20 protein-coding genes and 1 tRNA gene are annotated in these 20,573 nt (G+C 54.9%); 15 read left to right on the plus strand and 6 right to left on the minus strand.

The genetic code is table 11. The features are described 5' to 3' along the window. Position 1 precedes the first annotated feature (1 nt). Positions 2 to 1,324 (minus strand): Na+/H+ antiporter family protein, encoded by a 1,323-nt coding sequence (locus tag IEW52_RS10995; RefSeq protein WP_188630125.1) that lies wholly within the window; start codon positions 1,322 to 1,324, stop codon positions 2 to 4. Between the two features lie 226 nt (positions 1,325 to 1,550). Here IEW52_RS10995 and IEW52_RS11000 point away from each other — a divergent pair, with 226 nt between their 5' ends. Next, positions 1,551 to 2,162 (plus strand): peroxiredoxin C, encoded by a 612-nt coding sequence (locus IEW52_RS11000; RefSeq protein ID WP_188630126.1) that lies wholly within the window; start codon positions 1,551 to 1,553, stop codon positions 2,160 to 2,162. A 119-nt stretch (positions 2,163 to 2,281) separates the two neighbouring features. On the opposite strand, the gene IEW52_RS11005 is transcribed toward IEW52_RS11000, so the two are convergent. Further along, positions 2,282 to 2,527: a TIGR02647 family protein gene (locus IEW52_RS11005; RefSeq protein ID WP_188630127.1), complete on the minus strand. Its 246-nt coding sequence runs from the start codon at positions 2,525 to 2,527 to the stop codon at positions 2,282 to 2,284. Between the two features lie 173 nt (positions 2,528 to 2,700). Here IEW52_RS11005 and modF point away from each other — a divergent pair, with 173 nt between their 5' ends. Continuing rightward, on the plus strand, positions 2,701 to 4,221 hold the full coding sequence (gene modF, locus IEW52_RS11010; protein WP_188630128.1) for a molybdate ABC transporter ATP-binding protein ModF: 1,521 nt from the start codon (positions 2,701 to 2,703) through the stop codon (positions 4,219 to 4,221). 246 nt (positions 4,222 to 4,467) lie between these two features. Beyond that, on the plus strand, positions 4,468 to 5,148 hold the full coding sequence (locus IEW52_RS11015; protein ID WP_188630129.1) for a cupin domain-containing protein: 681 nt from the start codon (positions 4,468 to 4,470) through the stop codon (positions 5,146 to 5,148). A gap of 64 nt (positions 5,149 to 5,212) precedes the next feature. Here IEW52_RS11015 and rnt read toward each other — a convergent pair whose 3' ends face one another. Next, complete coding sequence (gene rnt, locus IEW52_RS11020; protein WP_188630130.1) at positions 5,213 to 5,911, minus strand: ribonuclease T; 699 nt, start codon at positions 5,909 to 5,911, stop codon at positions 5,213 to 5,215. A gap of 218 nt (positions 5,912 to 6,129) precedes the next feature. Between rnt and IEW52_RS11025 the strand changes: the two genes are divergently transcribed. The 4 genes from IEW52_RS11025 to IEW52_RS11040 all read left to right on the plus strand — a co-directional run bounded on the left by IEW52_RS11025 (position 6,130) and on the right by IEW52_RS11040 (position 13,241). Continuing rightward, a tRNA-Ser gene (locus tag IEW52_RS11025) sits at positions 6,130 to 6,217 on the plus strand. Between the two features lie 229 nt (positions 6,218 to 6,446). Next, a complete protein-coding gene (locus tag IEW52_RS11030; RefSeq protein WP_188630131.1) occupies positions 6,447 to 10,517 on the plus strand; it encodes a CHASE domain-containing protein in 4,071 nt (1,356 codons plus the stop codon). Next, positions 10,514 to 11,458 carry a diguanylate cyclase domain-containing protein gene (locus IEW52_RS11035; RefSeq protein WP_188630132.1) on the plus strand — a complete coding sequence of 315 codons (945 nt, stop codon included), beginning with the start codon at positions 10,514 to 10,516 and terminating at the stop codon, positions 11,456 to 11,458. The genes IEW52_RS11030 and IEW52_RS11035 overlap by 4 nt, the downstream gene beginning before the upstream one ends. Positions 11,459 to 11,570: 112 nt before the next feature. Then, positions 11,571 to 13,241 carry an AMP-binding protein gene (locus IEW52_RS11040; protein ID WP_188630133.1) on the plus strand — a complete coding sequence of 557 codons (1,671 nt, stop codon included), beginning with the start codon at positions 11,571 to 11,573 and terminating at the stop codon, positions 13,239 to 13,241. Between the two features lie 93 nt (positions 13,242 to 13,334). Here IEW52_RS11040 and IEW52_RS11045 read toward each other — a convergent pair whose 3' ends face one another. Then, positions 13,335 to 13,997: a DUF2982 domain-containing protein gene (locus IEW52_RS11045; protein ID WP_229667909.1), complete on the minus strand. Its 663-nt coding sequence runs from the start codon at positions 13,995 to 13,997 to the stop codon at positions 13,335 to 13,337. 69 nt (positions 13,998 to 14,066) lie between these two features. On the opposite strand from IEW52_RS11045, the gene nfsA reads away from it, so the two are divergent. After that, a complete protein-coding gene (gene nfsA / locus IEW52_RS11050; protein ID WP_188630135.1) occupies positions 14,067 to 14,804 on the plus strand; it encodes an oxygen-insensitive NADPH nitroreductase in 738 nt (245 codons plus the stop codon). Between the two features lie 33 nt (positions 14,805 to 14,837). On the opposite strand, the gene IEW52_RS11055 is transcribed toward nfsA, so the two are convergent. Further along, positions 14,838 to 15,296 (minus strand): universal stress protein, encoded by a 459-nt coding sequence (locus IEW52_RS11055; protein ID WP_188630136.1) that lies wholly within the window; start codon positions 15,294 to 15,296, stop codon positions 14,838 to 14,840. Positions 15,297 to 15,584: 288 nt separating this feature from the next. Between IEW52_RS11055 and IEW52_RS11060 the strand changes: the two genes are divergently transcribed. The 4 genes from IEW52_RS11060 (at position 15,585) to IEW52_RS11075 (ending at position 17,198) form a co-directional block, all read left to right on the plus strand. Continuing rightward, positions 15,585 to 15,785 carry a hypothetical protein gene (locus IEW52_RS11060; RefSeq protein ID WP_188630137.1) on the plus strand — a complete coding sequence of 67 codons (201 nt, stop codon included), beginning with the start codon at positions 15,585 to 15,587 and terminating at the stop codon, positions 15,783 to 15,785. A gap of 37 nt (positions 15,786 to 15,822) precedes the next feature. Next, positions 15,823 to 15,957, plus strand: coding sequence for a DUF2374 family protein (locus IEW52_RS11065; protein WP_188630138.1), 135 nt, complete (start codon positions 15,823 to 15,825; stop codon positions 15,955 to 15,957). A gap of 476 nt (positions 15,958 to 16,433) precedes the next feature. After that, positions 16,434 to 16,946: a phosphohistidine phosphatase SixA gene (gene sixA / locus IEW52_RS11070; RefSeq protein ID WP_188630139.1), complete on the plus strand. Its 513-nt coding sequence runs from the start codon at positions 16,434 to 16,436 to the stop codon at positions 16,944 to 16,946. A gap of 39 nt (positions 16,947 to 16,985) precedes the next feature. Beyond that, positions 16,986 to 17,198, plus strand: coding sequence for a DUF1107 domain-containing protein (locus IEW52_RS11075; protein WP_188630140.1), 213 nt, complete (start codon positions 16,986 to 16,988; stop codon positions 17,196 to 17,198). Positions 17,199 to 17,353: 155 nt separating this feature from the next. Here IEW52_RS11075 and smrB read toward each other — a convergent pair whose 3' ends face one another. Continuing rightward, positions 17,354 to 17,878, minus strand: a complete 525-nt coding sequence (gene smrB, locus IEW52_RS11080) for an endonuclease SmrB (protein WP_188630141.1) — start codon at positions 17,876 to 17,878, stop codon at positions 17,354 to 17,356. 61 nt (positions 17,879 to 17,939) lie between these two features. On the opposite strand from smrB, the gene prmB reads away from it, so the two are divergent. The 3 genes from prmB to IEW52_RS11095 all read left to right on the plus strand — a co-directional run bounded on the left by prmB (position 17,940) and on the right by IEW52_RS11095 (position 20,571). Beyond that, positions 17,940 to 18,860, plus strand: coding sequence for a 50S ribosomal protein L3 N(5)-glutamine methyltransferase (prmB, locus tag IEW52_RS11085; protein ID WP_188630142.1), 921 nt, complete (start codon positions 17,940 to 17,942; stop codon positions 18,858 to 18,860). Between the two features lie 22 nt (positions 18,861 to 18,882). Beyond that, complete coding sequence (gene aroC / locus IEW52_RS11090) at positions 18,883 to 19,968, plus strand: chorismate synthase (protein WP_188630143.1); 1,086 nt, start codon at positions 18,883 to 18,885, stop codon at positions 19,966 to 19,968. Positions 19,969 to 20,043: 75 nt separating this feature from the next. Beyond that, positions 20,044 to 20,571: an elongation factor P hydroxylase gene (locus IEW52_RS11095; RefSeq protein ID WP_188630144.1), complete on the plus strand. Its 528-nt coding sequence runs from the start codon at positions 20,044 to 20,046 to the stop codon at positions 20,569 to 20,571. The last annotated feature ends 2 nt before the right edge of the window (positions 20,572 to 20,573 follow it).

Consider the following 20,573-nt stretch of genomic DNA (forward strand, 5'->3'; position numbering starts at 1 on the left):
CTCACAATATCATGGCTGCCAGCCAGCCAAAGCCGATCAACGGCAGGTTGTAGTGAATAAAGGTCGGTACCACCGAGTCCCAAATATGGTCATGCTGGCCATCGGCATTCAAGCCCGAGGTGGGGCCCAGGGTGGAGTCGGAAGCCGGAGAACCCGCATCCCCCAGGGCGCCGGCGGTACCAATAATGGCCAGCGTTGCCAGCGGCGAAAAGCCCAGGGCGATACACATGGGCGCATAAATAGGCGCAATAATGGGAATGGTCGAAAACGACGAGCCTATGCCCATGGTGATCAGCAAACCCACAATCAGCATCATCAGGGCCGCCAGAGGCTTATTGTCACCCATGGTGCTTTCCACGGCCATGACCAGGCTGCCAATACCATCCGTGGCCTTGATGACGGCAGCAAAGCCGGCGGCGGCAATCATGATAAAGCCAATCAGCGACATCATCTTTACCCCCTGGGTGAAGGCGTCCTGACTTTCTTTAAACTTGATCACGCCACCAAAGGTAAAGATGATAAAGCCGACCATGGCCCCCAGAATAATAGAGTCACTATATAGTTGCAGAGTCAGGGCGGCGCCAATGGCCACCACGGCAATCAGCAGGTGCGGCACATTGATTTGAATGTGCTCGGGCTCTACCGCTACAATTTTGCTTTCATCATATTCACGGGGTTTGCGGTAACTGAAAAACAGCGCCACCAACAAGCCTAAAAACATGCCGCCCACCGGGATGCCCATGGCAATTGGCAGCATGGATTTAGTCACTGCAACGCCGTTTTCCAGCAGATTGGCCAGCAAGACGGTATTCAGAAAAATACCGCCAAAGCCAATGGGCAGCATCATGTAGGTGGCGGTCAGACCAAAGGTCAGCACACAGGCCACGGCGCGACGGTCCAGTTTAAGTTTGGCTATTACATGCAGCAGCGGCGGGATCAGAATCGGAATAAAGGCAATGTGGATGGGGATCAGATTTTGCGATGAAACCGCCACCAGCAGCAAGGTACCCAGCAGCACACTTTTGATCCATAACATGCGCCCGGCACTGGCATCTTTACCCAGCGCCTTGATGACCTTGAACGCCAGCAAATCGGTGATGCCCGAACGAGCAATGGCAATGGCAAAGGCGCCCAGCATGGCATAGCTCAGCGCTATGGTCGCGCCGCCGCCCAGACCACCGGCAAAAATATTGGCGGTATCGGTGAGCGACAAGCCCCCGACAATACCGCCGACAAGGGCGCTGAGGGTGAGAGAGATCACCACGTTGATGCGCAGCAGGCTGAGTACCAGCATCAGACAGACTGCGATAACAACAGGATTCATTGATTATCCTTATGAGTTTATAAGACGAGGGGGGCTAGTTTGCGAATTCAGCCCTGAATGTCGAGCTTTTTTGATCATTAATATCCTGGCCCTGGTGTCATTTTGTGCAAACGAGTAGATATAGCCGACGGTCCCCCTTGGGTTTGAAGGAGGGCGCCCATATACTAACAAGTCGAACGACGTGGTTTGTTGCAAACCCATTAGTGTAATTACCAAGGAGATAGACATGAGCGTATTGGTAGGCCGTCAGGCCCCAGACTTCACTGCTGCAGCTGTACTGGGCAATGGCGAAATCGTTGAAAACTTCAACCTGAAAGAGTTCACCAAAGGTAAAGCAGCCGTGCTGTTCTTCTACCCGCTGGACTTCACCTTCGTATGTCCTTCCGAGCTGATCGCCTTTGATGATCGCTTTGAAGAGTTTCAAAAGCGCGGCGTAGAAGTGATCGGCGTGTCCATCGACTCTCAGTTCAGCCACAACGCATGGCGTAACACCAGTGTTGAAAACGGCGGTATTGGCCAGGTGAAATACCCGCTGGTTGCCGACGTTAAGCACGATATCTGTAAAGCATACGACGTTGAGCATCCAGAAGCCGGTGTGGCTTTCCGTGGCTCTTTCCTGATCGACAACAACGGCCAGGTTCGTCACCAGGTAGTAAATGATCTGCCTCTGGGTCGTAACATCGACGAAATGCTGCGCATGGTTGACGCGCTGCAGTTCCACGAAGAGCACGGCGAAGTATGTCCTGCACAGTGGGAAAAAGGCAAAAAAGGCATGCAGGCTTCTACCGAAGGTGTGGCCAAGTACCTGACTGAAAACGCAGGTGACCTGAAGCGTTAATACGTTTCAGATTAACTGAGTAATATAAAAATGCCGGCTTATGCCGGCATTTTTGATTCTGGTTATCGGTGATTTTCTAACTGCCCCTTGATAGCCTAAGGCTGACGCACCCCGCAGGGTTATGCCGTTTGCGGTTCACGCAGCAGGGTAAGCAGTGCCTGGGCATGCTCACTGGCTTCCCGGCCCAGATCGGTCAGGTAACCGCCATCGTTCATGGTGATCAAGCCTTTTTCATGCAGGGATTTCGCCGCCGCTATGACTTCGGGATCGGCATTTTTGTGTACCTTGAGCCCTTGCTGAGTAGTGTCCAGATTGAAATTGAGCAGAAAATTCAGTTCGTTGAGCAGGTCCGGATGATAGCGCATAGTCAACTCCTCGATTAAAGACAACACCTAAACGTTAGCCTGTTTCTGCCCCTTTAGTTGCGCGCTGGCTCACATTTAAGACGCGCATTTTTATCGGACGTCCTCTTGCATCGCAGCGCTGGGTTGTTAATGATGTCGGCTTTGTCTCATTATGGAAAAGGAATTCAGCTCCCATGACTGCTATTTGTATCAGTAACGCCCATTTTGCCATTAGCGAACAGCACAGTTTGCGTATCAAGCAACTCGAGCTGCACGCCGGGCAGTGCTGGAGCTTTGTGGGTGCCAATGGCAGTGGCAAAACCGCACTGGCTCGCGCCCTGGCCGGTGAGCTCAAGTTGCTGCAGGGGGCGTCGGAAAACGGTTTCACGCGCACCGAGTGGGTGTCGTTTGAACAACTGCAACAGTTGGCCGACCGCGAGCGGGAAGAAGACGAAAGTGACTTGCTCGATTATGAAGATCAGGGCCACACCGCACGGCAAATCATGCTGGAACAGGGCGGTGATCCTGCCGAGCTGGCGGCACTGGCCGAGCGTTTTGGCATTACCACGCTGCTGGATCGTGGCTTTCGTTATCTGTCTACCGGCGAAACGCGCAAAGTTCTGTTGTGCCGCGCCTTGCTGCAACACCCCGAGTTGCTGATCCTGGATGAACCCTTCGACGGACTGGATGTGGGCGCCCATGCGGGGCTCATGAGCCTGTTGCAGGAACTGGTCACGGCCGGGCAAACCCTGGTGTTGATTGTAAACCGATTGGAAGAGCTGCCCGAGTTCAGTGATCGGCTGGGCCTGTTAGCCGAATGTGAGCTTAGCCTTGCCGGGCCGCGTGCCGAGATTGCCGCCTCGGCCGAGCTGCTGCAATTAAGCCATCTGGCGGCCATGGAAGCCGCGACCCAGGCCTTGCCACCCGCCGACCCGGATGCCGAGCGCCGCGCCCTGGATGTCGACACGCCTCGTATTGTGATGCGTGACATACAGGTCAGCTATGGCGACAAGCGTATTTTAACCGGTTTGAACTGGCAGGTGGATCCCGGGCAGCACTGGCAGATCATCGGCCCCAATGGTGCCGGCAAGTCGACGCTGTTAAGCCTGGTCACCGGCGACCATCCTCAGGGGTACAGCAACGATCTGACCTTGTTCGGGCACAAGAGAGGCAGCGGCGAAAGCATCTGGGATATCAAGCAGCACATTGGTTATGTGAGCACCAGTATGCAGCAGGACTATCGCGTTACGGCGACTCCCAAGGCAGTGATTCTGTCGGGATTTTTCGACTCTATCGGCGTGTATCAGCAGCCGGGCAGCACCCAGCTGGCACTGGTCGAGCAGTGGCTGACGCTGTTGGGCATGGCGCACCTGGCCAACGAGCCGTTTCGTCATTTATCTTATGGCCAGCAGCGGCTGTTGCTGATTGCCCGCGCCATGGTCAAGCATCCGCCTATCCTGATCCTCGACGAGCCGCTGCAAGGCCTGGACAGCTTCAACCGCCACTGGGTAAAACGCTGGATCGACTTGCTGGTCGCCGAGGGCAGCACCCAGTTGCTGTTTGTCTCGCATCACGAGCAAGACGCCCCCGGCTGCATCAGCCACCGCCTCACTTTCGTGCCCGACGGCGACCAGTATCGCTATGACTGCACAGCGGTCAGCCATCAGCTGTCAGTAAAAGATAAAAACAGCTTTCAGCACCAAGCGCTTGGCTAAAAATACACGCTGTCTTTTGTAGCCCTGCGCTTTAGCTGCAGGTTCTGCGGAGCAGAATGGTTTCCAAGGTTTTAGCCACGCAATACACAAAAGCACTCGGGGAAAGTTAATCATCAGCACCGAGTCGGCAGGTTCGGTGTTTTTCTGCCGGCTTATCGCTGAAAGCTTCCAGCTGCTTTTCAGGCTTGACCCGCAGGCGAGGGCGGGGGAATATGGTGTCCCCCTCGTCTGTCGGGACACGAACCGATGCTGAATATGAATTTCTCCCAATCCCTTTCCCTTCGCTACGATGCCGACCGCTGGCAATCTTCACCAGCGTCGGGTGTATGGCGCTATCCTATTGAACGCGAGCAGGCAGAAAGTGGTCATGTCACCAGCCTGGTACGTTTTGAGCCCGACTCGTATTTTCCCGAGCATCTTCATCCTCTGGGTGAAGAATTCTGGGTGCTGGAAGGGACCTTTTCGGATGAAAGTGGTGATTACCCTGCCGGCTCTTATGTTCGTAATCCTCCGGGCAGCCGTCATCGTTCTTTTACCCGGGATGGCTGCACGATTTTTGTGAAATTGAACCAGTTCTCGCCAGACGATGACAAGTGGATCAAGGTGCTGCCAGAGCAGGGATTATGGATAACCGGCCATAAAGGATATCGCCGTTTGCCGTTGCATCAGCATAAGGGGGTGCATACCAGTGTGCTGCATTTTCCCGAGGGTGGCGTATTTCCGGCCTGTTGTTATAAAGGCGGATTAGAGCTGTTGGTGTTGGAAGGCGATGTGCAGCAAGGTGACGCCAGTTATGCGGCGTTAAGCTGGTTTAGGTTTGCCCCGGGCAGTGAGCCAGACTTGCAGCTGGCACCCCAAACCCGACTCTGGGTGAGAACCGGGCACCTCTCCGAGGAGGTAACGAACCAGAAACGGGCTCAGGCGTGATAGGGCACCATCAATACCAACGGCAGCGTCAGACGCTGCCGTTAATAGATTATCCCGGTAAAGATTAAAGGGCGCGACTGGCCGAGTTATCAACAGGCTGATCTTGTTGAGGCGCCTGATCGTTTTCAACCGGCGCCAGTGGCCAGCCACCCAGCGCCTTCCAACGATTGACGATCCGGCAGAATAACTCGGTGGTTTTTTGCGTGTCGTACAGGGCGCTGTGCGCTTCTTTATTGTCAAACTCCATGCCGGCGGCTTTGCAGGCCTTGGCCAGTACGGTTTGCCCCAGAGCCAGGCCCGCCAGACTGGCGGTGTCAAAGGTGGCAAAAGGGTGAAACGGATTGCGCTTGATATCGGCACGTTCGGCGGCCGCCATCACAAAGCCATGATCAAAAGAGGCGTTGTGGGCCACAATAATGGCGCGCTGGCACTTGTTGGCCTTGAGCCCTTTGCGTATGCCCTTGAAGATCTGCTCCAGGGCTTCGCGTTCGGTTACCGCGCCGCGCAGGGCACTATGAGGATCGATACCGGTAAACGCCAGGGCGGCGGGCTCCAGATTGGCGCCCTCGAAAGGGGATACATTAAAATGGAACGTCTGATCGGGTATCAGCCAACCGTCTTTATCCATTTTCAGGGTAATAGCGGCAATTTCGAGCAACGCATCTGTTTTGGCATTAAAACCGCCGGTTTCCACGTCGATTACCACAGGGTAATAGCCCCGAAAGCGCTCGTTAAGCTGAGTTAAAGCTGCTGTTGCCGTCATTATCGTCCTATAGTGCCTGAAAAACTGGGCGGCCATTATGCCAGAACCGCCGCCAGTCGTCGCCTGTCTCTACGGTAAGGGCCGAGAACAGCACCATAATGGCGTAATATTGCGCAACCAGTTATGTGATGGCAAAAAAAGATTGCACCCGCGCCGTCGCTTGCCTACTATACGCCCCGCTGAACAAGCCAATAGCCTGTTATTGCAACAAAAAATCTGGTGAGGTGTCCGAGTGGCTTAAGGAGCACGCCTGGAAAGCGTGTATACGGCAACGTATCGAGAGTTCGAATCTCTCCCTCACCGCCATATTCAAGAAAAACCCGCTGAGCAATCAGCGGGTTTTTTGTGTTTCAGCACCGTCATTTTATCTCATTATCTCATCTCAGGCAGTTCATGCCGGCATGCTGCATTTTTTAGAGGTTTTCATGCGGCAGCGATTCATCTACATTAGAGACATCCAAACGAGGCTCCGCATGTATCTGCCGGGCTAAGCCCCGCTCGATACAGCACGTCTGACGCGAAAGGAATCAATACGTTGACGCTACATCCTGGTTTTATCAAAAATCCTTGGTCATTGCTTACCCTGATTGTCGGACTGGTAGTGAGTATATTATTGGCCTGGCAACTACATCAGAGTAACGAGCAGCGAGTCGAGAAGGCGGTAGCCGACGCCGCGGCGCGAGCCAACACCGCGGTACTCCAGCGGCTTGAACTCTACCAGTATGGATTGCGCGGCGCTCGTGGCGCCGTGCTGAGCGCTGGAGATAATGAATTCAATCGGGAGCTTTTTCATCGGTACAGCCTGGCGCGAGACATAGATCAAGAGTTTCCCGGTGCCCGGGGGTTTGGTTTTATTCGCCGGGTGTCGCAAGCCGGCACCGACGCGTTTGTCGAACAGGCCCGCGCCAATGGCTGGCCGGATTTTCGCGTCAGAGAGCTGAATGCTCATAACAGTGAACGTTATGTTATCCAGTATATTGAACCCGTGGAGCGCAATATCGAGGCGGTCGGCCTGGATATCGGCTCGGAGAAAACCCGCCGCGCCGCGGCAGAGGCGGCGATGCGTAGCGGGAAAGTTCGGCTAAGCGGGCCCATCACCCTGGTACAGGCCAGCGGCAAGCCACTGCAATCCTTTTTGATCCTGATGCCCGTTTATCGTAATGGCATAACGCCGGCCACCGAGGCCGAGCGTGAGCAGCAGACGATTGGCTGGAGCTATGCTCCCCTGCTGATGGAGGAGGTGTTGTCTAGCCTGAATCTGGATGTTGATGCTGCACAACTCGAATTGTTTGATGTGACCTCGAAGGATGAAAGCACACGCTTCTACAGCAGTAACTCCAAGGCCATCGCGTCTCCGTCTGCCTATACCCAGACTATTCAGTTAGAGGTGTACGGTCGCCGCTGGGAGTCGCGATTCAGCGTGACTCCTGCCTTTATTGCCGCCCTGAATCCAAGCTCGCCGCTGCAATTTTTCCTGCTGGGAGCGCTGATCAGCCTATTGGCGGCCTTGCTTATCGGCACCACTCATCTCAGTCGACAACGCCGCCATCAGGTATTGGACGAGCAGGCCAGACTGGCGGCCATCGTCGAGAGCTCGATCGATGGCATCATCGGCAAGACACTCGATGGGGTCATCACCAGCTGGAACCGGGGCGCAGAACAGCTATTCGGTTATCCCGCGTCGGTGGCAATCGGTCAGCCGTTGACTCGCCTGGTGGTGCCGCAAGACCGGCAACAGGAAGAGGCCAGCATTCTTGCCCGGGTTCGCAATGGCGACCATATTCCCCATTTTGAAACTCTTCGCCAGCGGCAAGACGGCAGTCGATTCCCTGTGTCTGTTACCGTCTCGCCCATTCTTAACAGCGCGGGCCAGGTGATCGGGGCCTCGAAGACGGTACGGGATATCACCAGTCAGAAAGAGGCCGAGGCACGGGTACTTGAACTCAACAGCAGCCTGGAAGCCGAGATCGCCCTGCGGACCGCCGAACTGACGGCGGCCCGGGATCAGTTGTTGATGGCGGCAGATATTGCCCGGCTGGGTATCTGGACCTGGACGCTGGCGGACAATAGGCTGGACTGGAACGACAAGATGTTCGAGCTTTACGGTTATCCGGTGAGCCTGCGCAAACAGGGGCTTGGCTACGAGCACTGGCATGCCCGACTGCATCCAGACGATGCAGATCACGCCGTTGCTGCCATGGAAGCAGCAATGAAGGGCACTGCCTCTTACGATCCGGTGTTTCGGCTGCGGTTACCCAATGGCGATATCCGCTATATACAGGCGGGTGCCCAGGTCGAACACGATGCCGAAGGGCAGGTCATTCGGATCACGGGCATTAATCTCGATATCACCCCCCAGCGTGAACTCGAAACCGGCTTGCGCCAGGCCAAGGCCCGGGCCGACGAAGCCAGTGCCGCCAAGTCGACCTTTCTCTCCAACATGAGTCATGAAATTCGCACCCCCCTGAATGCGGTGCTGGGCATGTTGCAGCTGGTGCAGCAGACGGCGCTGGATCAGCGGCAAAGTGATTACATCGCCAAGACCTACAAGGCCGCCCGTTCCTTGCTGGGGCTGCTTAACGACATTCTCGACTACTCCAAAATCGAGGCTGGCAAACTGCAGCTGGAGCCTCACCCGTTTGAGCTGGAAGATCTGATGCAGGAGCTGGCGGTGGTATTGTCCGGTAACCTGGGCATCAAACCGGTCGAGCTGATGTTCGACTTTGCGCCCTCGCTGCCCGGCAGCCTGATTGGCGATCGCTTGCGACTGCAGCAGGTTCTGATCAACCTGGCGGGTAACGCCATCAAGTTCACCGAGCAGGGAGAAGTGGTCATTCGTCTCAGTGAGCTGAGTCGATGCCCGGAATGGGTGCGACTGCGGGTAGAGGTCATCGATACCGGTATCGGCATTGCCGAGGACAAGCTCGACTATATTCTCGAGGGGTTCAATCAGGCGGAAGCTTCCACTGCACGTCGTTTTGGCGGTACCGGCCTTGGGCTGGTGATCAGCAAACGGCTGCTGGCGCTTATGGGGACCGAGCTGCATGTGAGCAGCACCCTGGGCGAGGGAAGCTGCTTCTGGTTTGAGGTGATGCTGGGTCTTGAACAGGAAGTGCAGCCGCTGGTGACGGCGGAGATATCCGAGCAGCCGCTGCGAGTACTGGTGGTGGACGATCATCACATATCGGCCGACATTCTGGCCCGGGTGGCCCGCCAGCAGGGCTGGCAAGTGAGTACAGCCAACAGCGGACAGCAAGCCTTGCTGGAAGTACAACAAAACAATGACTATGACCTGGTGCTGATGGACTGGGCCATGCCGGACATGAACGGCCTGGAGGCGGCGACGAAGATCCGGACTCTGGTTCAGGAGCACCTGCCTACCGTTATCATGATCACGGCCTATGGTCGCGAACAACTGGCTCAAGCTCAGCAGACGGCGAATCCGCCCTTTACCGACTTCCTTACCAAACCCGTGACGCCGCAACAGCTGATCAGCACAGTGCAGCGAGCTTTGGCAGGAGAGACGATGGCGTCGGAGCATAAGGCCATTCCTGCTCCCTCACGGCAACGACTCATAGGGTTGCGCCTGTTGGTGGTGGAAGATAATGCCCTCAACCGCCAGGTTGCCGCCGAATTACTGCGCGGCGAAGGCGCCGTTGTCGAGCTGGCCGAAGGCGGGCTGGAAGGGGTCAGCAAGGTGGTTGGGGCGCCGACGGCGTTCGACATGGTATTGATGGACATGCAAATGCCCGATATCGATGGTCTGGAAGCCACCCGGCGTATCAGGGCCCATGGTGCCTGCCTGGAATTACCGATACTGGCGATGACGGCCAATGTGAGCATGGAAGATCAGCGAGCCTGTCTGGCGGCGGGCATGAATGCGCACATCGGCAAGCCGGTGGATATAGAGCAACTGGTGGCCGTGTTACTGTCGTTTTGCTCTAACTCCGGCGGTCTGGTCGTCGAGCGGGCGGTAGAGAGCCACGTCGAGGCAGGCGACAACATCGCGGCTATTATCCGTCGTTTCGGTGGCGATGCCGGTTTGTACCAACGACTGCTGATCGGATTCGAGAAAGAAGCAGGCGCCTTGTTTGATGAGCTGGAGCGCCATGTTGGAGCGCGAGATCCGGTGGCAGCAGCGGCGACACTGCATACCTTCAGAGGGGCGGCGGGCACCATGGGGGCGGCAAGCTTTGCTGCTCGCCTGTCCGCGCTCGAGCAACAGCTTCGCGACCAGAACACGGAGCAGGCCTTTTCCTCGTTGAACGCCGCCGCTCTGTCTGCCTTGAAAGCACAGCTGGCGCAGGAGCGGGCGGCTTTGCTTGAAGCCGTCAGCATGCAGGTGACGGCCGCCAAGCCAGTGGCGAGTGTGGAGGCGATACCTGACACCCAGGAAGCGACGGGGGGCTGCCCCAAAGAACAACTCGAGCAGCTACTGGCGCTGCTGGAGGCGGGGAATATGGACGCCATTGACTGCTTTGAGCGGCTGCCGGTTTCGGTACTCGAGTCATTGAATGACCAGCGGCCATCACTGACTGCCGCCGTCCAGAATCTTGATTTCGCCGCTGCGAGCAGGATAGTAAGTGAACGATTGGAGGCGTTATGAATCTGACACAATTACTGGATGCCTTTCCCCATCCTGTAGGCCCGCTACGGATCCTGATTGTGGACGATCAGCCGGTCAACATACGGGTGCTGCATCAGGTGTTTCGGGGTGAATTCGAGGTGCTGATGGCCACCGATGGCGAACAGGCGATGACCGTTTGCCGGGAGCAACGCCCGGACATCATATTACTGGACGTGGTCATGCCGGGGATCAGCGGCCATGAGGTGTGTCGCCGGTTGAAGGCCGATCCGGGGACTCGGGATATTCCGGTTATTTTCGTGACCTCGCAAAATCAGGATGGCGACGAAGCCTTGGGCTTTGAAATTGGTGCGGTGGATTTTATCACCAAGCCGGTCAATCCAGTGATCGTCTCGGCCCGGGTACGCACCCATCTGGCGTTGAAGCTGCAAAGTGATCTGCTGCGCTCTTTTGCCATGATCGACGGTCTGACCAAGGTCGCCAATCGACGAAAATTCGATGAAGAGTTGGCTATCAGCTGGCGCGCCTGTCAGCGCGAGGGGCATCCCTTGTCGTTGGTGTTGCTGGATTTGGACTCGTTCAAGCAATACAACGACACCTACGGACACCAGCAGGGAGATGCCTGCCTGGTGGCGGTGGCTGGCGTATTGACTCAGACGGTGAGAAGGCCTCATGACTTGGTGGCGCGCTACGGTGGCGAAGAGTTTGTGTGTATTCTTCCCGAAACCGATAGCCTGGGTGCTATTCAGCGGGCGGAGGCGATGCGGGCGGCAGTCAAGGCGCTGGAGATAAAGCACCAGGACTCGGCTGCCGGCCCCCTGGTGTCGATCAGTCTTGGTGTTGCCACTCAAATACCCGGCGCGGATTCCAGCCCCGAGGCCTTGCTGGCGGCGGCCGATGCGCAGTTATATCAGGCCAAAGCAGCCGGTCGGGATAGGGTAAGTGCGATTGAGCTGAGCTGACCTGACAGTCATGGTGATTATTTGTGAAATACATCAATCACCTGGGCGTATCTCGGTGAACAGTTTCGGCTATGCTATTGAATATGAAACTTCTTAGCTGCCAAGGATGCCCATGACTGACACCGCCGATAAGCTGCCGCTGGCCATGCTCTACGAACGAGCCGAGCGTCAGCCCGAAGATGTTTACTTACGCCAGCCAAAAGACGGGCATTGGCATTCCTTTTCCTGGTCTCAGGTGCTGGATCAGGCTGCGCGCCTGGTGGCTGGCTTGTATGCCCTGGGGCTGGAGCCTGAAGACAAAGTGGCGTTGCTGTCCAAAAACTGCGCCGAATGGTTTATTTGTGATTTTGCGCTGCAAATGGGCGGTTTTATCAGCGTGCCCATTTATCCTACCGCGGGAGCAGACACGGTGCGTTATGTGCTGGAGCACAGCGAAAGTCGGGCCATTATTACCGGCAAGCTGGACGATCCCGGCATTCAGGAAGCAGGTATTCCCGAGGGCATCATCCGCATTGCCATGCCGTATCCGTCGAGCCTCGACTGCCAGCATGATTGGAAAACACTGCTGGCGCACGAACCCATCACTCTACCGCCAGTGCCCAGCCCCAAGCAGTTGATGACCATTGTGTATACCTCGGGCAGTACGGGCGCACCCAAAGGCGTGATGATCGACTTTGGTGCTTTTGCCGCCGCCGCGCAAGGGGTGGTGACCACCACGGCGCTGGATAAGCATGATCGTGTGGTGTCTTATCTGCCGCTGTCACACATAACCGAACGGGTTTACGTGCTGGGCTCCAGCTTGTACAGCGGTATGCAGGTGGGGTTTGTGCAAAGCCTGGACACCTTTATTTCGGATGTCAGTCACACCTCGCCGACGGTGTTCATTTCTGTGCCCCGCTTATGGACCAACTTTCGCAGCGGAATTCTGAACAAACTCTCCCAGCCCAAGTTGGATATATTGCTGAAAATTCCGTTTGTTTCCGGGCTTGTCAAAAAGAAGATCCGTGCGGGTTTGGGGCTGAAAGACGCCCGCATTCTGGGGTGTGGCTCGGCACCTGTGTCCCCCTCGTTACTGCGCTGGTACGAACGGCTCGACATGCCGATCACCGAAGCCTGGGGCATGACCGAAAATCTGGCTTACTCTACTCTTAACTATCCCTATCGCTCCGACAAGGTGGGCACGGTGGGCAGGCGGGGAGTACATGTGGATATTCGCATCAGTGAGCAGGGTGAAATTCTCTGTCGTTGCCCGGGCATGATGCGGGGTTATTACAAGCAGGAAGACGCCACGCAGCAGGTACTGCAAGATGGCTGGTTACACACCGGCGATCAGGGAAAACTGGACGGTGAAGGCTTTCTCAGTATTACCGGGCGCCTTAAAGATGCGTTTAAAACCGCCAAAGGCAAATATGTGCTGCCCGTGCCCATTGAAACCCGCCTGGCCGAAAATGCCCTCATAGAGCAAAGCTGTGTAATAGGTAGTGGCCTGGCACAGCCGCTGGCGCTGGTACAGCTGGCAGACGGCGTTGATCTGCACCACAAAGGAAAAATAGTCGAGCAGCTGGCTGCCACGTTCGAGCAGATTAACCAGCAGCTGGAGTCTCATCAGCGCCTGGCGGGTATGTTGGTGATGCAGGCCCCCTGGACCATTGAAAACGATTTGATGACGCCGACCCTGAAAATAAAGCGCCATCTGCTGGAAAAAAAATACGCAGAGCTTGATCAAGTCTGGCCAGAAGGTCGGGTGATTCTGTGGGAGGAAGAGCTGGACAAGGCACAGTGAAACACACTTTACGCCTTACGCTGTAAGACAAACAGGTGTTGGTCTTGAACGTATGGCGTACGGCGCTGAACGTACCGCGATGTCTTAATATCTTCAAGGATTCAAATAACTACGCAGCAGCGTTACAAACTCGGGGGCGTCACGGTCGAGTGACGACTCGTGAATAAGCAAGTCGTAACCATACAGATCCCGTAAATGGGTCATGCGGTGGCCCAGCATGGCAGCCAACCCCTGATAGTCTTGCCCTTTGGACGAGCGATAATGGCTGTCTTCCACCAACCACTCTTGCAGCTCGTAGCGGCTGATGGCGCCGTGGCGCAACGCCATGGCCAACAGCGGCCGTTGCTCGGTGAGCAGATGAACCACCATCCGCGGCGTCATAAGGGGCAACAATTCATCGTAGTCGCGGATTTTAATACCGATATAGGGCAGCTCCTCCAAATTAAGCCCACTGTGCAAGCGCGCCTGATCAATACGAATAATGTTGCTCCAGTGCAGACTCCAGCCGCCTATTTTGTGATGAAAATGCAGGTGCTCGGCACTCAGCGAAAAACTGTAACGAGGCTCACGCAGTTTGAGGGCGCCCAATATCGACATGATCATGCAGGCTAAAAACAAAAACACCAACACCAACCGAGCTTGGCCGTCCAGCCAGTAGCCCACGGCCAGCACCACAGGCATCAGTATCAAACCTGCCACTGTCAGCGCTAAGCCGTTGTGACGCGACATGGGCTTTATGTGTTGAGTTTCTCGCACTGCGTCTCCCATTTGGCACTTAATTCCATTAAGGTAATAATACACATAGAGTGACAGCAAGAGGTAATCATGTCCGCCGCTACATCCAGCACCATCACCGTAATGCGCCAGCACAGATCCATTCGCCAGTTTACCGAGCAAACCGTGAGTGACGAGCAGCGCAACGCCATTATGGCGTCTGCCCAGGCGGCCTCCAGTTCGAGTTTTCTGCAGGCGTCTGCCGTTATTCGCATCAGTGACCCCAACCTCAGAGAGCGGGTGATGGCCCTGTGCGGCAACCAGGCGTATGTGGGCAGCGCCGCCGAATTCTGGGTATTTTGCGCCGACTTTCATCGCCATCTGCAGTGGGTGCCAGAGGCCAAAACCGGCTTTGCCGAGCAGTTGCTGATTGGTGCCATCGACACCGCGCTAATGGGACAGAATGCGTTAACCGCCGCCGAGTCGTTGGGACTGGGAGGGGTGTTTATTGGTGCGGTGCGTAACCAGCCTCATGAATTATGTGACCTGTTGCGGCTGCCGAAGGGCGTGATTCCCCTGTTTGGGCTGTGTCTGGGGTATCCGGCACAAGACCCTGAACCCAAGCCACGGTTACCGTCGAGCCTGATGTTTTGTGAAAATCACTATCCGAGCGAGTTTGATGCCCGGCAGATGCAAGACTATGACCAACAGGTGCAGCACTATTACCGCACTCGCACCGGTGGCAACAAGGAAATGAGCTGGACGGGGCAAATAGGCGATACCCTGGCCAAAGAAGCACGACCCTTTATGCTGGATTTTTTACGCCAGCAAGGTTTTTGCGTTCGTTAATACTGGGCTTATATCGTCATAAGGCGATGTACTTCAAACTTCTGGTTTTTTTGCGTCGTGATGTTCGGAGAGTTTGATCACCAGCAAATCGCAGCCATTAATATCGAGAAAGCCGGTAGAGTTGGAAAAAAAGTGCCCAAGGAAAGGGCGCTCAAGCTGACGACCACAAATCAGCAAATCGGCCTGATGCTCTTTTACCGCCTGTTGCACCGCCTGATGAATATCGCCATTGGGGAGCGAAATCGTATTGGCATTGTGCTGTTCGCACTTTAGCATTTGCACGATTTCGTGGCCGTTTTCCAGCCGCAGTTTATTTTTCAGCTGGCGCAAGTCCATATTAAGGCTGCCGGTGTACACCCCTCCCAGCTCAGGTGATACATGAATGATATGCAGCCGGGCCTGATGGCATTCCGCCAATTCTACTGCTCGTTTCAATAATGGCTTTTCGCGGTGATTCAGCTCCAGAGCCACCAGAATATTTCGATAAGGCATTCTGACCTCCTTGGCATCGGTGATTATCATGCCACCAGTACAACCAGGTTGTTGCTGTCTGAGCCACTATTAGCCCTGTGTCTTTTAAAAGCAAGCGCAGGGGAGCGCTCAAACTCAAGCATAGCGATATTGTTGTTAACGAGACGGAACCTGTATATGCCGGAATCTGACGGATACAGGCGAATACTCTGACCTTATTCGTCCATTCCTTTGCCGGGCATATCCTGCGTTCGACGCTGCCAAGCCGATAAAAGTTGTGTTAATCTTGCGCAATCAGGAGGGTTTTATATGTTCCTTATCTTAACTTTAGCGGCTCCGGTGTTTGGCAGCATGTTTTATATTGGTGCGTTGCACAGTGCCTTGCCACCACGGCGTTGGGCCTTGCTGGGCTGTCTGTTTGGGCCGGCGGTATTGCCACTGTTCATGGCCAAACGACGCTGGTCATTGTTGCGTGCCCGAGGGCTTGATTATAGCTTGCTGCGCGCCTGAACTGTGCTTTTCGTCACCGTAATTCTACAAGGCATTCATGAGTATATTAGAAACGTTACTGCAACAGGTGTGGGACTATTCCGCCATGCCGCTGTTGTTTTTGCTGGGTTTTATTGGCCTGTCGGCCGGAGCCTGTCTGTTCTTGATATGGCTTGATAAACGCCGGCGCTGAACCGGTTTTTATTGATCCAGGTCATCTTTTTACATGGCAGCAAGCGTATGCTGATGCAGTGTTAGGGGCAGTCACCACTAACGTTTACGTCATCCATCACCTGTCTTGTTTCATGCAGCTAATGTGAGTTTTACTGGCCAATGGCCAGTTTTTTTTGTCTTTATTCCGGTTCTGCCTTGTCGTTGTCATCTGGCTGTCATTCGCCGTCTATAGGCTTTTACGCGATCTTCTTCCCCTGATATGGTTAAACCGGACTAAGATCTATAAGTGAGCATGAGACTCACTTTTGTTACCTGATTTATGTTATAGGTAAGTTAATGGAGAGAAAGCAGGTCTTGATAGTAGAGGCCGGTGGCCGGCATAAAATGAATAAAGAACGATGGCTAAAGAGTGAGCTAGATCCTTGAGCACAACCAGATGCAGGGGTATGATGCCCGCCGATGAAAAAGGCGGGTTCGCCTGACAGTGAGGTGGAGATGAATATCTTTATCATGCGCCATGGGCAAGCAGCCGCACAGGCATCTACCGATGCATTGCGGCCGCTCACCGAGCAGGGAAGGGATGAAGTCTGCTTGATGGCGCAATGGTTAGCACCGCAGGTGCCAAAGTTCGATCGTGTGCTAGTGAGTCCTTATCTGCGTACCAGCCAGACCTGGCAGCAGTTATCAAAATATGTTTCTGCCAGCCAGGTAGAAACCTGCGACGAGCTGACTCCCGATGCCGATGCCGATATAGCGGCCAGTTTGTTGCTGGCGTACGGCGACTTGCATCCCGAGGGCAACCTGTTGGTGGTCAGTCATATGCCGATAGTGGGCTTTTTGGTAGAAAGCCTGTGCCCGGCAACCATGGCACCCATTTTTGTTACGTCCGGCATTGCCAAAGTGTCTTTCGGCACCGGACAGGGTGCGGTATTCGACTGGCTGGAGGGGCCGCATAATATTCAGCCCCATTACCAGCACCGTTTTCAGGCCCTGAGATCCCTGGGTTAGTTTTCATTTTAAAGACAACATTACAAGCAGAGGTGCGAGATGCGTATATTCCACAAATATCAGCCTTTGTTGATCGCCAAGCATGTAAAGGGATTTTTCAGCGGTCGCCTTTATATTCATGGCCGGGGTGCGTTCAGCTATACCATGGGCTTGCTGGTCATGCCCGAAAATGCCAAGGCACGGCACAAAGAAACCGTGCTGGAAATCAACCGCTTGATTGCACAGATGCAAATACCGAGCGCAACGGCTTAAACAGAGCCATAAGCCTTAAGCCGGAAGTAAAAAATTCAGCGTCGTTTTTCTGCTGTCATACCGGGCTTGCCCCGGTATCTTGCTGACTGCTACACCAGACTGGATCTCGAAATATATCGGTATAACGACAGACATACACCAAGCTCGGTATTTCGTTATATCTCTAATCTCAGTAACACCAGCAGTGCAGCGTCGCCGCCCCATGAGCGGGTAGCCTGATGAAAGGCCAGTACCTGAGGGTGTTGCACCAGCCACATTGGTAGCTTCTTCTTTAACACATGTTTGCCATGCCCATGCATGATGGACACGCATTGCACGTTTTGGCGTTTGGCTGCCAGTAATAACGCCGATAACTCGTCTTTGGCCTGCTCTTGAGTCAGGCCGTGCAAGTCCAGAAAAAACTCCGGCACATAATCGCCACGACGCAGTTTCTTCAATTCATAGGCCGAGGTGTCGGGGTCGCGATAGCGCGTGGGCCCTTCCTGATCCAGATAAGGCTCATAAACATCAGAAAAAGGGTGCGCTTCGGCCCTGTCTTTGCGTACCATTTGCCGCTGGGCTTTCACCTTGACCGGCGCCCGATGCGGACTTATGGTATCCTGCTTTATTTTGCGGACACCCTGCACCGCTGCTTTAAAGAGCGCATTATCATCATCTTCTGAGAAAGAGGTGGGGGTCATGAGTGTATTTCCGTAATATCCGATTATTAAAAAATAGCCATCTTAACGAGGCGGAGGGGTTTTGGACACGCTTTTTAATGAAGAAGCACTCATAGAGCTGCATACAATAGGCGATTGGTTACGGTTTTCCGTTAGCCACTTTCAACAGGCCGGCTTGTTTTACGGCCACGGTACCGACAACGCCTGGGACGAAGCAGTGCAGCTGATACTGCCCTTGCTGCACCTGCCCCAAGGCTGTCCGCCACAAATACAAAATGCCCGATTACTCACCAGCGAGCGTCAATTGCTGCTGGATGCGTTAAAAATGCGGGTAGAGCAGCGCATCCCCACGCCTTATATCACCCATACCGCCTGGTTTGCCGGTTACGAGTTTTATGTGGACGAACGGGTATTGATCCCGCGTTCGCCCATTGCCGAGCTGATTGACGGCCGCTTTGCCCCCTGGCTGGCGCTCGAGCCCAGGCGCATCATGGACATGTGTACCGGCTCTGCCTGTATTGCCATTGCCCTGGCACACAGTTTTCCCGAGGCGGAAGTGGACGCGCTGGATATTTCGCGCGAAGCGCTGGATGTTGCCGAAATCAATATCCAGAATCACGGTCTTGAGCAACAGGTTACGCCCATTGAGTCTGACTTGTTCTCGGCGCTGCCGGTAGGTGATAAATACGATCTCATCGTGGTCAATCCACCCTATGTGGACGCCGAAGACATGAGCGACCTGCCGGAAGAGTTTCAGCACGAGCCCGAGCTGGCGCTGGCATCCGGTGACGATGGCCTCGACTTTACCCGCCGTTTGCTGGCTCAGGCCTGCGACTTTTTGTCTGAAGACGGCATTCTGGTCGTTGAAGTCGGCAATAGCCAGGTGCACATGGAAGAAGCCTATCCCGAGCTGCCGCTGATCTGGGTTGAGTTTGAGCATGGCGGCCATGGCGTGTTTGTGATCAGCCAGCGCGATCTTGCTCCGTTTCGGGACCAGTTTTAATCTTTAATAAAGGAAATCAGTCATGGCAGGGAACAGTATTGGCACCCTTTTTCGTGTTTCAACCTTTGGTGAAAGCCACGGCATCGCCTTGGGCGCCGTGGTGGACGGTGTACCGCCGGGCATCGAGCTGTGTGAGGCCGACTTGCAGCAAGATCTTGACCGCCGCAAGCCAGGTACCTCGCGTTTTACCACCCAAAGACGCGAAGCAGATCAGGTTAAAATCTTAAGTGGCGTATTTGAAGGCAAAACCACGGGCACCTCTATTGGCTTGTTGATTGAAAACACCGATCAGCGTTCCAAGGATTATTCCGATATCAAAGACTTGTTTCGCCCGGGCCATGCGGATTACACCTACCACCAAAAATACGGCATTCGCGATTATCGTGGCGGCGGCCGTTCGTCGGCGCGCGAAACCGCAATGCGGGTGGCGGCCGGGGCCATCGCCAAAAAGGTACTGGCCAAATACGGGGTCTCTATTTTTGCCCATTTAACCCAGCTGGGCCCCATCAAGGCCGAGGTATTCGATAAAAGCGTGATTGAAACCAATCCGTTCTTTTTTGCCGATGCCAACAAGCTGGAAGCGCTCGATCAATATATGCGCGACCTGAAAAAAGAAGGCAACTCCATTGGTGCCAAAATCCAGGTGGTGGCGCAGGGCGTACCGGTAGGATTGGGTGAGCCGGTATTCGACCGTCTGGATGCCGACATTGCCCATGCACTGATGAGCATCAATGCGGTAAAAGGCGTGGAAATTGGCGACGGTTTTGCCGTGGTCGAGCAAAAAGGCTCCGAGCACCGTGACGAGCTCAAGCCCGACGGCTTTGCCAGCAATCATGCCGGTGGTATTTTAGGCGGTATTTCCAGCGGCCAGGACATAGTGGCCAGCATAGCGCTGAAACCCACCTCCAGCATCATGGTGCCGGGCAATACCATAGACACCACAGGCGATGCCGCCGAACTGGTGACGCGTGGTCGCCACGATCCTTGCGTGGGTATTCGTGCGGTGCCCATTGCCGAGGCCATGTTGGCGATTGTGCTGCTGGATCACTTGCTGCTTAACCGTGGCCAGAATGCCGAAGTGCATACCGGGACACCCAAATTGGTGTAACAGTTGCAGGTATGACCTTTGCTTGCTTCTGGTAGCAAGGTAGAATGACGGCCCTATATTGAGGGCCGTTTTTTTATGTCGTTTTGCTACTCCGATCTCATTTCCCTGTTTAACCAATGCTTTGCTGCCAGCTACAATACGCGCCTTGAGCGGGGCGATGACGAGCCGATTTATTATCCGGCAGACGGCCATATCGATCATCACCGTATTGTGTTTGCCCACGGCTTTTTTGCCAGCGCCCTGCACGAAGTGGCACACTGGCTGTTGGCCGGCGACGCGCGGCGGCTGCAAGTGGATTATGGTTACTGGTATTGCCCGGATGGCCGCGATGGTGAACAACAGCGCCAGTTTGAAGCGGTAGAAATCAAGCCGCAAGCCATAGAATGGGCGCTGTCGTTATGTTGCGGTTTTCACTTCAACGTGAGCTGCGACAATTTAAACGGCAGTGTCGAGCCAGATCGTCACGCCTTTAAAGCGCAAGTGCGCGAACAGGCGCTGCGCTACCTTGAACAGGGCTTTCCACCCCGTGCACAGACGCTTATGCAAGCGCTGCAACGTCACTACGGCCAGCCAGATCTTACGGCAGAACATTTTATTCTGTAGCC

Origin of the sequence: Oceanisphaera marina (assembly GCF_014643915.1) — a bacterium.
Taxonomy (GTDB): domain Bacteria; phylum Pseudomonadota; class Gammaproteobacteria; order Enterobacterales; family Aeromonadaceae; genus Oceanimonas; species Oceanimonas marina.